Here is a 13,037-nt window from a genome sequence, read left to right as displayed (position 1 = left end):
ACCCAGGAACTTGGAAATGCAAGGTATTGCATCGCAATAGAATGCATTTCTGAGTTTTCTCTTAATTTTCTAGAATCTCAATAAATTAAATGCAACAACTTATACGAGGGAGAAGGATCCTCCTATCTCTTCTGCTTCCTCTATTTTTTGAATTTCTTTTGTATCTTTTTCTTGCTCGACATTGGTGGGTTCGGATGCTTGTGTAGAGCGGCTTGCAAGTTGTTTCTTTAGTTCTTCAATTACTTCAGGAGGAATTTGCATGGGAGTTTGACTGTCTTTTATCTCTTCTCCTTCAATACGTATCTCGCCTTCTTCTGTTATTTCCACAATTTTTTTAGTACACCCTTCAGGTAGAGCATTTTCAGCAACCCATTGAATAGGAATGCCCGCCATGATTGTAGCCCCATCCACAATGCGAATCCCATCAATGGGGGCAAGCTCAGGGGTTTTACTGTAGTGACGACTTATGAGGGAGCAAATAGACCAAAGTAAATTATATGCTGCATCAAATGGAAAACCTACTCCTATCCCTACACCTTGTCCTAGATATCCAGCTGCGGTTCCCATAAGATGCGCTAAACTGATTGTACAAAAAGATGTAAAAAGTTTGGTGGCAATCACGGGGGCAAAGAGGGCGACACCGGTAGCTCCTGCAGGACTGAAAATCAATAAGGTGCTTCCAACCAGTGCGGTTAATTTAACCCGAGGAGATATGGCCGTGGTCGAGTTAGTCGCTCCCTCTGCTAGCACGACACCTACAGTAGCTCCTACATAAGCAAAAGCAGCGCCAAATAATGGTTGCGTGATTGAAATGACGGGAAATTTTGTGATTTGCTCTGGAACTTCTTTTTTATGGCACATTTCGCCTAAATAATCTGCAAACTGTTTCCACTCCTTTTCACTAAATGGTTTAAGTCCTTCTTTTTCAAGGAACACATTAGCATGTTCTAGAGCATGGGGCGTTTTTATAAGTCGCTCTGCAGTTAAATAGCATGTTTCTTTATCTTCCTCATCCAAGAAGTTTTCGTCTGTAACTCCTAAATTATTCTCAATAATGCGGTATAAGGCAGAGTTTCGTTTTGAACTTCCGATTTGTGATTGTACATAAAGACTGGCAGCAATCATAAATCGGGCAGCAATGATATATACTTGACGTTGTGCTGGGGTTTTGATGTCCTGCTCGCGAAGCAAATGTATTTTAAGAACAGCGTTTACTTTTTCTAAGAATGAAACCTGTTTATTTCTACTGAGAACATCTGTCCCACCGAAAAAAATAGGTGTTCCTATCATGGAAGGTTTTTCATTCAAATCAACATGTTTCTCTTCTTCATAGGTTTTCCGAAGGCGGTTAAATTTTTCAATACGTCCCGGTGTAAGAATAAAGTGCATGATATCCCCCGTCCATTGGCATTCTTGGTATTTGATATACGTGTATAATTCCTTTTGTATATTTTATCTTACTTCGTAATTGTATAAATGCAATGTTATTTGATTATTTTTTACTAAATTGCTTCAATATATTGAAAGTTTATATTTTATTTAGTGATTAAGCTTTTGAAATGATGCATTTTTTCAGGATTGTGATACTTTTAACTAAATGACTATCGTTTGATGGATGTGCTGGGTATGGAGGTCGTTTAACTTATGCCTAAGTTATGCGCTGCCTTGTTGCCTGGGCTGTATCTTTTACAGGAACAGATAAGGTGATTGAATTGATAAATGATATAAAAAAAGGGAGTGTCATGGAAAGGCTGAAACATTTATTTCTGCTTCTTCGTGTGTCCCACTGGGCCAAAGCTGTCTTTGTGATGCTGGGCTTTTGTTATACACCCACTCCTGGATATTTTATACCTGCTTTACTCGCTTCTTTAGCTTTTTGCTTGATTTCAAGTGCCATATACATTTATAACGACATCGAAGATAAAACCGAAGACAGTTTGCATCCCCACAAACGACATAGACCAATAGCAAGTGGAAGCGTTTCTATTTCCGAAGCAATTTTTATGTTGTTTTTATTACTTCTCACAGGACTTACTTTAGGTTGGTTAATCTCTAAAAAACTGGCAATTATACTTTGCATTTATTTAGTAATTAATGTGGCCTATAACCATCTTTTTAAATTGATTCCCATTGTTGATGTGCTCTGTATTGCTGCAGGTTTTATGCTACGCGTATTGGCAGGGACGGTGGGTATCGGCTTACCCATTTCTATTTGGTTAATTGTTACTGCAACATTGCTTAGCCTCTTTATTGCTTTGAACAAACGACAAATGGAAATGCAATTGGGTCTTAAGCATGCTACACGTAAGGTATTGAAGAAATATAATCCTATAGTGCTTCACTGGCTAATTCTTGTAATTGGTTTCGCCAGTTTCATTACTTACGTTTTCTATATTATTTATGCTCGAGATGAGTCTTTTTATTTTATGTTAACTGTTCCTTTTGCAGCAATTGCATTGTGGCGTTTTGCCTGGCTTGCTACGCAGAACATTGAAAATGATGACCCTGTTATAGTTTTTTTAAGCGATCGGTTATCTCGAATCAATCTTTGGTGTTTTGTAGTTTTAACGTTTATGGCTTTGGCTCAATGAAATCTGGGGTGCGTTGGTATGACAGCATTCTAATTGTTTTATTCATATATTTATTTATTCTACAGATCCAAGCAATTTGGTCATTTACTATCGATGATATGTATATTTCTTTGCGCTATGCCAAGCATTGGGCTGCAGGAGAGGGCATATTATGGAATGTGAATACTTCTCCAGTAGAAGGGTATTCTAACTTTAGCTTGGTCGCTTTAGGGGCTTTAACACTCCTATTAAAGGGTAACCCCGTAGTTGTTTTAAAAATGGCTGGACTGTTAGGGCTATTGTTTACCTGTTTCTTCATTTATCTAATAAGCAGACTTTGGCTTTCCACACGAGAATCACTTCTGCCCTGTATGGGTTTATTATTTTATAAAGGACAGATTATATGGGCAACGAGTGGCTTGGAAACTGCGGTATATGAGTCATTTATATGCGGAGCCGTGTATTGTTGTCTGAGGGGATTGGGATATAACCCTTTTCCTAATGCACGTGCAGCCATAAGAATAGTCTATTTTGTAAACGCTGGAATTTTGCTTGCTCTGGCGGGAATGACAAGACCTGAAGCACCTGCATTTATGTTTTTGTTTTTCCTGCTGATGTGTTGGGATAGGCCTAAAGAAAAAATAGGACAATACGGGTATGGCGTTTTACTATTTTGCCTCACTCTCATATTGTTTTATGGGCCTTATTTTCTTTGGCGTCTTATTTATTTTGGATATTTTTTTCCCAACTCAGTCTATTGTAAAGGATTATCGCAGTCTTTCCCTTTTTCCTTGGATATTCATTATCTCAAATTAATTTGGCCTTTAGCTCTGTTGTCTTTACCTGCTTGCATCAAGTCTCAGGATAAACGGCATTATTTTTTGTGGTTACCCAGTCTTGTTTATTTAATTATGTTAGCAAAAGCCGATCCTGTAGTGGCATTTGATAATCGACTCTTTTTACCTGCATTTGCCCTAATGCTTCCTCTGGTCGTACAAGGTATCCGTAGTATAGTTTTTGCATTGAGACAAAAAGAAGATTTCATTTTTGCATTGCTTTTTTATTTAAGTTTTTTTGTGGTTTTGTTTTTATTTGTGCCAGCCATGAGTTTGGCAGATTACCAGTATTTTAGCCAAAATCCAGTTAAAGGAGAACAATTACGTGGCAAGGTAGTAGAGTGGTTAAATAATTATGCATCTCCCAACGATTGGGTGGTTTTAGCGGATAGCGGATTGATTCCTTATGCTAGCCCATTAAATTTTATTGACTCATATTGTTTAAACAATGTAACAATGGCTCATTTTCCAGCGGAACACATGTATGAGGAGTTTTGTAAGGAAGTTCTGCATAAAAAACCCGCATTTATCATTTTAACTTCGCTTATTGAACAAGGAAGAGTAATATATACCCCCAGCGATGTTTGTTTAAAAAAAGCTTTGAGTAACAATCACGACTATAAATTAAGTAAAGCTTATATGACCGATAATCGTGATTCAATTTATCGCTATGAAATATATGAAAATTCCTCTTTGTCTTCACTTGAAAAGAAATAGATGTGGAATTAATGAATACCTTAGTGCGAAGTGATTTTTGATGAGTTACATATCAACATAGTGTACTATCTTACGATAATAAGAAAATAAAATGAGTGAAGGATGATTCTTGTATGATACACAAAATGCCAATATTTCTGCAAAAACTGCATAAAAAATTACCAGTTTTTCTTTGTGATATTCTTGCTATTCCAGTAGCATGGTTTACAGCATATTGGTTGCGTTATAACATGCACCCTTCTCCTAAAATATTTACTTCGACGCATTTCCTTATTGCCTTGACTCTTTTAACCACGATTCAAGTTTCTTGCTACTTTTATTTTAAAACATATCGCGGTTTGTGGCGCTTTTTTTCATTGAATGATGTAATGCGAATTTTAAAGACTACTCTTTCTGCTACTGTGTTGGCGATCCCTGTTTTATATGTAGCTTCGATAGTTCATGAAGTTCCTCGCTCTGTATTTCCTTTATATTGTCTGATTTTAACTACTATTCTTTGTAGTTTTAGAATATTGAGAAGAATCTATTGGGATAAACGAGCCAAATGGAATAAAGCAACTGAAATGAAAAGGGTTCTTATTATCGGGGCGGGGATGGCTGGTGAAGGACTTGGTCGTGATTTAAAACGTTCCAATCAGTACCTGCCAGTAGGTTTTATTGATGATAATTTAGCAAAACGTGGTTTAGAAGTTCATGGCATACCGGTTTTGGGAACAACGAGCCAAATTGCCGAGCGAGTAAAAGAGTATGATATTGATTTGATTTTTATTGCTATTCCATCAGCAAGTTCTTCATTGATGCGCCGTATTGTGACCTGCTGTGAGGAAAGCCAGACTCCGTTCAGTACCCTACCAGGTCTCAATGCTTTAGCGGCTGGACGAGTGGAAGTGAATGCATTAAGGCCAGTTAATATCGAAGATCTATTAGGTAGAGATCAGGTAAACTTACAATGGGACCGATTAACAGCGGGTATTGCTGGAAAACGAGTATTGGTTACTGGAGGGGGAGGATCAATTGGTTCAGAGCTGTGCCGGCAAATTTTAGCCCTTAAACCTAAGAGTTTGGCCATAGTCGAAAACAGCGAATTTAATTTATATCAAATTGAACTTGAACTGCGACAAACTTTCCCAGATATTCCTTTAGAACTTAAATTGATCAGTGTTACAGATGAAGTAGCAATTAATCATCTCTTTGCTGATTTTTTACCGGAAATAGTATTTCATGCTGCAGCATACAAGCATGTTCCACTTTTACAGGATCAAATACGTGTTGCGGTAATAAATAACGTACTTGGAACCCAGATTGTTGCAAAGGCTAGTATTACTGTTGGGGTTGGAAAGTTTATTTTGATTTCTACGGATAAGGCAGTAAATCCGACCAACATTATGGGAACTACCAAACGCGTTGCTGAGATTTATTGTCAGAATCTGAATGGGAGGGTTAACACTCAATTCATTACAGTCCGTTTTGGAAATGTTTTGGGTTCAGCGGGAAGTGTTGTTCCCCTATTTCAAAAGCAATTACAAAGTGGTGGTCCTATAAAAGTAACCCATCCTGATATGCAACGATATTTTATGACTATCCCTGAAGCATGTCAGTTGATTTTGCAGGCTATGGTCAATGGAAGCGGGGGAGAAATTTTCGTTCTGGATATGGGAGAGCCTGTTAAAATCAGCTATTTGGCAGAACAAATGATTCGTTTAGCAGGAAAAGAGCCTGGAAAGGACATTATGATTGAATACACCGGATTACGCCCCGGAGAGAAATTATTTGAAGAGTTGTTCCATGAGTCCGAACAATTGGCTTCGACAGAACACGAAAAATTGTTTAAGGCAAAATTCCGTGAACTTAATTGGGACGAGTTAATTCAAACAATGCGTTTACTAAATACCGCTTGCCAGGAAAATCAAACCGATGAATTGTTTATTTTATTAAAGAGCTTGGTTCCTGAGTTAAATACCAATAGTGTTGTTTCAGCAACTTAATTGGTTTATGAGTCTTTTTATGCTCCTGATTTATGAGGAAGAGATTTTAAAATGATTATATCGTTCGATGATTTTGCTAAAGTTGAATTACGCTCAGGTACCGTGGTTAAAGTGGAAGAATTTCCTCGTGCAAAGAAGCCAGCCTATAAAGTATGGGTGGATTTCGGCAAAGATATAGGCGTCTTACAAACCTCAGCACAAGTTACTGCACATTATACCCCGGAAACTTTATTGGGGCGCTCCGTAGTTGGATGTGTCAACTTGGGTGAAAAAAATATTGCAGGCTTCACTTCCCAATTTTTGCTGGTTGGATTTTCTGATGAGAATGGGGCGATATGCCTTATCACCACCGAACCTAAAGTACCTAATGGACAAAAGTTACATTAATTTTAGTGCTCAGAGGGAAACTAAAGCTTTTGGGAACTTATTTCTTTAGTATCAAGTCTGCATCGTTCACTTAAAGGTGGGATACCTTTTTTTTGTAAATATTTTTTAATTTCTGGTAAACTTTCTGCCCATTCTAGATAACTGTCTAAGGGGGTATAATCATTTTCGAAGCCAGAAAAAATATTACCTTTTTCTATATGTCTTTTAGGCCTACGTAAGTCAGCGATTTGTATCTCTCGATCCAGTAGATTCTTATTGTGTAAGAAATAAATTAACTTATAAAAAGATAATGAAGTGGGTTTGTAATGACCACTGTTATTATCAATAGACTTTATTTTCCCATGTTCTACTAGCCACATCCCCGCACCGCGTACCTTTTTACCGGAAGTCATCGTGGAATGATGATAAGTACCAGATTCGTGAATATGTGTATAGAAATGGTTCTTATCTTTTGTATCCCAAATAAAAGCAGTTGCCCCGATCGGACAACCAACCTTAAAAACAAAATCAGCTAATTGATTGGTATTTAATTCAAATACATCCTCAGAGCTTATTTTTTGAGCCATTAATTTATAATCACCATCCACATGTTCAATGCGTACCGATACGTTTTCTGAAGACTCATAATGCACAGGGCCCATTTTATTTTTATAATAACCACGCCAATTATTACTGATATCTCGGGTGGAAGTGCTAATAGGATGTTGTTCCAACCATAAGAAGAAAGGAATTTTAGTATTGCTTTCAACCCACTGATAAAAAGCCATATTCATTGGATATTCTGCAGTATTGCGTTTATTTTTTAAATCATCGAGCATAAATTCAATAGGACGATGAACCGGATCTTGCTTTTCCAATAAGGTTCCACTGCTTAAGCGAAAAAATTTCTGTTTACAATGTTCTTTTTCTTCAGTCTTGAGTGTCTTAAGTAGCGATTTCTTATCAACATATTTTGAATTTGCATGCTTATAATACTCTTTCAATTTATCTAAGTAATTTATTTTTTTGTTAGCTCTTTGTAGTAATCCATGAATCCAGGGATCTATAGAGCCTTTCAGCCGTGTATCTTTTCGGGGCTTTCTTGAAGTGGATTCCAAAAATCCATAGGGAAATTTATCTTCAGTTACGTTTTCTTGTTCTTTGGTTATAAATTGATCCCCTAAATAATCTTTATATTGTTGAGCAAGCTGTGCTATTTGTGATAATTTTTTTTGTCGTGTGTTAATATTTTTTAAGTTTACTTTTGAAATATTATGATATTCTTCTAATAGATTAGATAGTTTATTGATTAATTCTTCAGCATTTGGATCATCATGTTGTTTACAACTTTTTAAAATCAGAAGCCAATCATCAAGGGCGTAAACATCTTGCCATATAGCCATGGATTAAAACCTATACTTTATCTGTGTACAAAAAAAGGTTATGCAATTAAATTATAATCCAATTTGAATTAAATGTGAGCCATTCATGCCTAGATACAGAAAAATACACTTAAATGAAGCAATTGCCTTATTACAAAATAATGTACCAGATTTAGTTTGTTTAGACTTAAGTGATCAAAAGATAAGCGAGGAATGTTTGTACGAACTTGTTGATGCAATCAACGCAAATACCCATTTAAAAAGAATTAAATTGAATTGCTGTATGATTGATGATGATAAAGTTAAAATCTTATCAAGACTAAGCTCTATTGAAGTACTTTCCTTACGAACTAATAAAATCTCGGATAAAGGTATGAGCTTACTAGCTGACATGACCTCTCTTAAAAAATTAGATCTGAGTTCTAATAATAATGTATATAACAAAAACATTACCGCCCAGGGTTTAAAATTTTTTATTAGAAATTCAACTCTTGAACAGCTCACTTTAAGCGATAATGAGCTTGATGATGAATGCGCAAAAAGTTTAGCGCGAAATAATGTACGGCGACTTATATTAAGCAATAATCAAATTACTCTTAGAGGCGTAAAGTATTTGGCAGCGCATAAAAAACTAAATTTTCTCGATCTAGGCACAAATATAATTGGTGATGCCGGTGCTATTAGTTTAATTAACGAAAATCAAAGCATTAGAGGATTAATTCTTAACAATAATAAATTAACTATTAAAGCAATAGCTAAAATGAAACCCGAAAAGTTAAAGCAATTAGAGCGGTTAGACATCTGTTTAAATCCTTTAGGTCAAGAGGGTGTTAGCTTATTGCAGGAGAAAAGGGGATCACGAGCTGGATTAAGTACTTTTTTTTGTCACAAGAGAAATAAAAATTTCATTCAAGGATTATTTACTACGATTCAGAGTCAATTTTCTCCTGAGAAAGAAAACAAAACAGAACACTCACTAGCGATTTAAAATTTTTTGTAGTATGAGATTTACTTAAAAGCCAAGCCCAAATTTAGTTTGGGCTTGTATCTGTTAAACGGGGGGAAAGAGATCCTGGAATTTAACACGAGTCTTGAGGTGTAGTGCTTTTTTCCTTTTCTTTGATAAATCAAAAACCTTATAGATTATGATAGGAATAATAAAGCTAACCATACCTATGTAAAAAGCAAGCTTATAAGTAGGGTCTTTATTCAACACAAGGAAGAATAAGGCAATACACATCAGGATGATTGCGAGGATCCCAGTATAGGGAGAGTATGGAGTTACATAGCGCAGGTTCGCTGTAGTATAGCCAGCTTGGTATAATCGATTCCTGAACCGAATTTGTGAAGTGCACAAGGAGATCCAAGCCAGAGTTCCTGTAAATCCAGAGACAAGAAGTAGGGCGATGTAGAGTTGGGTTTGTCCGAAAAAGTACCCAACGCCTAAAAGAATCCAGATTGTGATTAAGGTAGCAATAATTGCATTTTGTGGTACTGAATTATGATTAAATTTGGCAAAAGTATGTGGCGCCATACCATCACGAGCCAAAGCATTCAGGGCACGAACTGTGCCATAAAACCCTGAATTAGCACAAGATAAGGTAGCGCTCAGTGTCACAAAACTGGTTACCGCACCGGCCCACTTGAGATTGTAAAAATTTAGGGCATCTGCAAACACGGAGTTAGATAATCCAGCTTTTTGCCAAGGGAAAATTAATACCAAGCAAAATACCGGAATAATGTAGATGAAAAGAATTCTTAAGGTTACATTGCGAATTGCATGGGGAATCATCCGTGCAGGGTTTTCTGATTCTCCTGCAGCAAGACCAATAATTTCAGAGCCTTGATAGTTAACCAACAGCAGAACCATAGCGGTTAATAGGGACATCGTACCGTTAGGAAGGAGTCCTCCATCGCCGAAAATGTATTTAGATCCAATAAATCCATCCGATCCTGGACCCTGAATTAAGCCTAAGAATATTAAAATAGCTAAAATAACAAAGCCAAATAAAGCTAAAATCTTAATTAAAGCCAGCCAAAATTCGATTTCACCAAAAGTATCTACTTTCGCAAGATTAATATAGGTAATTAGTAAACCAAAACAAACCGCCCAGACATAACCATTTACACCCGTAAACATTTCCATAATGATACCCCCTGCAACACATTCTGCGGGGATATAGGCGACCCAACTTATCCAATACGACCAGCCTACGCCACAGGCAACGGATGGAGATATAAAATCAGCGGTATAAGTAACAAAGGAACCTGAAATGGGAATTGCCACAGCAAGTTCACCCATACAAAGCATGGTGAGAAAAATAATTAAGCCGCCTAGTATATAAGCTAGAAACACGGCAGGTCCGACCAGGTTAATCACTTCACCGGTACCTAAAAAATAGCCTGAGCCGATAATCCCCCCCAAGGCAATTAGCTGCACATGACGGTCTTTCAATCTTCGGCTATAACCACTATCTTTAATGGGTTTGTCTGTTTCAATCTTACTCTTTTTCACGGGCTGTTTGTTTCTCACAGGTTGTCATATTTTTGGGTGACGCTATGTTATATTCATCTGCAATAATTTAAAACCATTCTTAATTAAAAAATCAGAAATATTTTTTATTTATACTAAATTTCTTTTTTAACTGATACAAAAAATTTTAAAGAGGGTATTATAAATCATTTTTTACCTATTTGGATATTTTTTTACTAAATTAGTGAAAATTATTACAAAATATCTTATTTGTTGATTTATCTAAGAGAATAGACGATAAAAAAAATAATAATCATTATTTTTATATACAAAAGAGCGTATTTCGATTTTAAAATTAAGACGTCTACTAAAAGTTGCATCAACATACAACTTGGGTATACTTTTCCATAAGCCGCTGTAGCTCAGTCGGTAGAGCAGTTGATTCGTAATCAAAAGGTCGGGAGTTCGATTCTTCTCAGCGGCATATTAAAATCAATAAGTTAAACGATCCCTATTTCATGAATGCTTCACGTGTCGCATATGGGTCGAAGAATGAAAGCAAGAAAATGATATTAAAGGCTACTTCTATAAATTACTTTAAAAAGTTATTCTTAAAAAATTCGGTCTATAATTTCAAAAGTATATTGCCAATGAGTTGAAAATGATGACAAATGAAGAAATTTTATAATTTTATTTTTTGTTCTCTATAGAAAAGATTAAATATTTTACAGGTATCGGTCCACATCCCGGCCCCATTAGGGTCTCATAAAGGTAATACTCTTCAACCTGATTAATAGTGTAAAGATGTTCCAATTTATGCTCCCATTCTTGGTTTGGGACAACTATAGTTATATCATCTTCATTAAGTTCAAAATAATCGGCCTTTATGCGCCATTCTCTTTCCCATGTAAAATCACAAAAATTTTCCTCTCTAGGATCATATGACATATGTTTCCACTTAATCTCATCTGCAAGCAATTCATAGTCAGCTTTTGGCTGATAAATTACTGGCCTCCCTCCTTGAGAAAACAATAATTTTTTGTCTATTGCTATACCAAAAGGTAAATAAGGTCCGTGAGACAGGCTTGTAACTGCTTTCAAAGGGGCTTCAGTAAAACAAACTACTCTCCAGCCTCCTTTTACATTAGTTGAATTACCAGCAATTTTTTTATCTTTGATTATATCCAGGAGTGATTGAAAAGCTTCATTAAAATTTTGGCTCTTGCTTTTACACCAATGGAATACTAACTCAGAAAGATCCGGACGATTCCTTTTCATACTTACTCTCGCTGTTTAATACTATTAGTAAGTATAGCTCCCCACTCCAACAGCCTGTTTTTTGAGGAAATCGAAATATGTAAAAATCATAGGATTTTAAAGTCGATAGAACCTAATACATTTTGCACCTGACTAAAAAATACATGGAACAAATGGGACAAGTGGAACCCTCGCTTATTTACTGGGCTAGAGACGTTCCACTGTCAAAATTGATGGTGGAACGGGTGGGACAATTAAAACTCGTCAGACCATACTTTATCAGTAAAAACATAACACCTAGGAAATCCAACTCCTTTAATTCTTCGTTTTTGTGAGGCTTTGCCATCATTACCCGGAATAATCCAGCCAGCGTTAATAAGCACTTTATTCACCATTTTAGGTTCAAACCCTAGGCAAATTTCTTTTCTGTACACTTCGGATAAAACCATAAAAATACGGAACCCTTCATTATTCGTGTGATAAAAGGCAGCCCGGTTATAAAGACGTTCGCTATTGGGATGATTTTCGCTTTCAAACCGACTTGCACCTTCTTTTCAAAGAATGCCCGAACTTGAGATAGTATGGCTCGATCTTCTCGATTACCATTTTCTCCAAAGTCCTCTAGCCAAACATTAAAACACTTTTCCGCTGCTTGGCATGCTGTGCCTTGTTTCCATCCAGTTAATTCGAAATGACTCGCTATCTCCCCAGCAAGCGTAGCCCGTATTAGACGAAGCAACCTACGCTTGCTGTTACCAACTCTGATCCCGCTATTTCCCAAAAGATATACTTGTATTTTCTTTTAATTCGTTAGAATTAATGCTTTCTAAATTGGAACAAATTTCTTTTAGCAGATTTAATAATGAAGATTCATGAAAGCCATTCTTAAGGCATTTACTCTGTAACTTACCTATTGTAGCTTCAAAAAATCCTTTTAATTCCTCTAAATTTCTTGGTGGACTACGTTTTAAACTCTCAAGAATATATTTTGAATCATCTAAAATATCCTTTCTAAAAGCCGAAGAACCATTTGTGTATGATGTTAGAAAATTCAATTTTCCCTTATCATTTGTCTCATATTTATCCTTAAAAGTCCCATAAAACGAATCAATTTGGGCTATTGTACTATGAAGCAGATTTCTGAAGGACGAATTATCAATTTCTGTAGGAGTGTACATGATATGAAGCCTTGTAAAGTTATTTTAGAATAAAATCACATATTATAGAAAGCAATAACGGAAATCACACATTATATCGCAGCATGTTCAATAAATAAGCGACTCAATGAAGTAATTTCATTACAAATTCGCAAACCTAAACCACGCAGCATAGCTAGCGTAGCGCGTAGCCCGTATTAGACGGCAGCGCAATTCATTTTTAAAAGTATAATATCTGTGAACTCACATGGGAGGAGGGTAGAACAATGATCTTGGTAAAAATAATAATTATCT

The 13,037-nt window shown here is 36.2% G+C and carries 11 protein-coding genes and 1 tRNA gene; 6 read left to right on the top strand and 6 right to left on the bottom strand.

The window, feature by feature from the left end:
* Positions 1-99 precede the first annotated feature (99 nt).
* Positions 100-1,389, bottom strand: coding sequence for a hypothetical protein (locus ACWTE2_RS26460; protein WP_454785110.1), 1,290 nt, complete (start codon positions 1,387-1,389; stop codon positions 100-102).
* Positions 1,390-1,703: 314 nt separating this feature from the next.
* Between ACWTE2_RS26460 and ACWTE2_RS26455 the strand changes: the two genes are divergently transcribed.
* From ACWTE2_RS26455 to ACWTE2_RS26440, 4 genes are all read left to right on the top strand, one after another.
* Complete coding sequence (locus tag ACWTE2_RS26455) at positions 1,704-2,591, top strand: decaprenyl-phosphate phosphoribosyltransferase (protein ID WP_454785109.1); 888 nt, start codon at positions 1,704-1,706, stop codon at positions 2,589-2,591.
* Entirely contained in the window at positions 2,588-4,123 is a 1,536-nt protein-coding gene (locus ACWTE2_RS26450; RefSeq protein ID WP_454785108.1) for a protein LphB, read from the top strand. Before ACWTE2_RS26455 ends, ACWTE2_RS26450 begins: the two co-directional genes overlap by 4 nt.
* 113 nt (positions 4,124-4,236) lie before the next feature.
* Entirely contained in the window at positions 4,237-6,108 is a 1,872-nt protein-coding gene (locus ACWTE2_RS26445; protein ID WP_454785107.1) for a polysaccharide biosynthesis protein, read from the top strand.
* 51 nt (positions 6,109-6,159) lie between these two features.
* Positions 6,160-6,495: a tRNA-binding protein gene (locus tag ACWTE2_RS26440; RefSeq protein WP_182393030.1), complete on the top strand. Its 336-nt coding sequence runs from the start codon at positions 6,160-6,162 to the stop codon at positions 6,493-6,495.
* Between the two features lie 20 nt (positions 6,496-6,515).
* Here ACWTE2_RS26440 and ACWTE2_RS26435 read toward each other — a convergent pair whose 3' ends face one another.
* Entirely contained in the window at positions 6,516-7,877 is a 1,362-nt protein-coding gene (locus ACWTE2_RS26435) for a hypothetical protein (RefSeq protein WP_454785106.1), read from the bottom strand.
* An 85-nt stretch (positions 7,878-7,962) separates the two neighbouring features.
* Between ACWTE2_RS26435 and ACWTE2_RS26430 the strand changes: the two genes are divergently transcribed.
* A complete protein-coding gene (locus ACWTE2_RS26430) occupies positions 7,963-8,844 on the top strand; it encodes a leucine-rich repeat domain-containing protein (protein WP_454785105.1) in 882 nt (293 codons plus the stop codon).
* Between the two features lie 63 nt (positions 8,845-8,907).
* Here the strand turns inward: ACWTE2_RS26430 and ACWTE2_RS26425 are convergent, their stop codons facing one another.
* On the bottom strand, positions 8,908-10,371 hold the full coding sequence (locus ACWTE2_RS26425; RefSeq protein WP_454785104.1) for an amino acid permease: 1,464 nt from the start codon (positions 10,369-10,371) through the stop codon (positions 8,908-8,910).
* Positions 10,372-10,740: 369 nt separating this feature from the next.
* Between ACWTE2_RS26425 and ACWTE2_RS26420 the strand changes: the two genes are divergently transcribed.
* Positions 10,741-10,813 (top strand) — tRNA-Thr (locus ACWTE2_RS26420).
* A 206-nt stretch (positions 10,814-11,019) separates the two neighbouring features.
* Here the strand turns inward: ACWTE2_RS26420 and ACWTE2_RS26415 are convergent.
* From ACWTE2_RS26415 to ACWTE2_RS26405, 3 genes are all read right to left on the bottom strand, one after another.
* The gene (locus tag ACWTE2_RS26415; RefSeq protein WP_454785103.1) at positions 11,020-11,607 is read right to left on the bottom strand and encodes a hypothetical protein; all 588 of its coding nucleotides are present in this window, start codon (positions 11,605-11,607) and stop codon (positions 11,020-11,022) included.
* A gap of 388 nt (positions 11,608-11,995) precedes the next feature.
* The gene (locus tag ACWTE2_RS26410; protein ID WP_454785102.1) at positions 11,996-12,325 is read right to left on the bottom strand and encodes a hypothetical protein; all 330 of its coding nucleotides are present in this window, start codon (positions 12,323-12,325) and stop codon (positions 11,996-11,998) included.
* Positions 12,326-12,356: 31 nt separating this feature from the next.
* Complete coding sequence (locus ACWTE2_RS26405; protein ID WP_454785101.1) at positions 12,357-12,764, bottom strand: hypothetical protein; 408 nt, start codon at positions 12,762-12,764, stop codon at positions 12,357-12,359.
* Positions 12,765-13,037: the final 273 nt, after the last annotated feature.

Source organism: Legionella nigrisilvae (assembly GCF_977063395.2).
Note: the sequence above shows the minus strand (reverse complement) of the source record. Positions and strands in the feature narration are given on the sequence as shown.

What these genes read in the sequence shown, in the direction of transcription:
- ACWTE2_RS26430 (WP_454785105.1), top strand. Translation starts at nt 7,963, where the DNA reads ATGCCTAGATACAGAAAAATACACTTAAATGAAGCAATTGCCTTATTA.
- ACWTE2_RS26435 (WP_454785106.1), bottom strand. Translation starts at nt 7,877, where the DNA reads ATGGCTATATGGCAAGATGTTTACGCCCTTGATGATTGGCTTCTGATT.
- ACWTE2_RS26405 (WP_454785101.1), bottom strand. Translation starts at nt 12,764, where the DNA reads ATGTACACTCCTACAGAAATTGATAATTCGTCCTTCAGAAATCTGCTT.
- ACWTE2_RS26415 (WP_454785103.1), bottom strand. Translation starts at nt 11,607, where the DNA reads ATGAAAAGGAATCGTCCGGATCTTTCTGAGTTAGTATTCCATTGGTGT.
- ACWTE2_RS26440 (WP_182393030.1), top strand. Translation starts at nt 6,160, where the DNA reads ATGATTATATCGTTCGATGATTTTGCTAAAGTTGAATTACGCTCAGGT.
- ACWTE2_RS26460 (WP_454785110.1), bottom strand. Translation starts at nt 1,389, where the DNA reads ATGCACTTTATTCTTACACCGGGACGTATTGAAAAATTTAACCGCCTT.
- ACWTE2_RS26445 (WP_454785107.1), top strand. Translation starts at nt 4,237, where the DNA reads ATGATACACAAAATGCCAATATTTCTGCAAAAACTGCATAAAAAATTA.
- ACWTE2_RS26450 (WP_454785108.1), top strand. Translation starts at nt 2,588, where the DNA reads ATGAAATCTGGGGTGCGTTGGTATGACAGCATTCTAATTGTTTTATTC.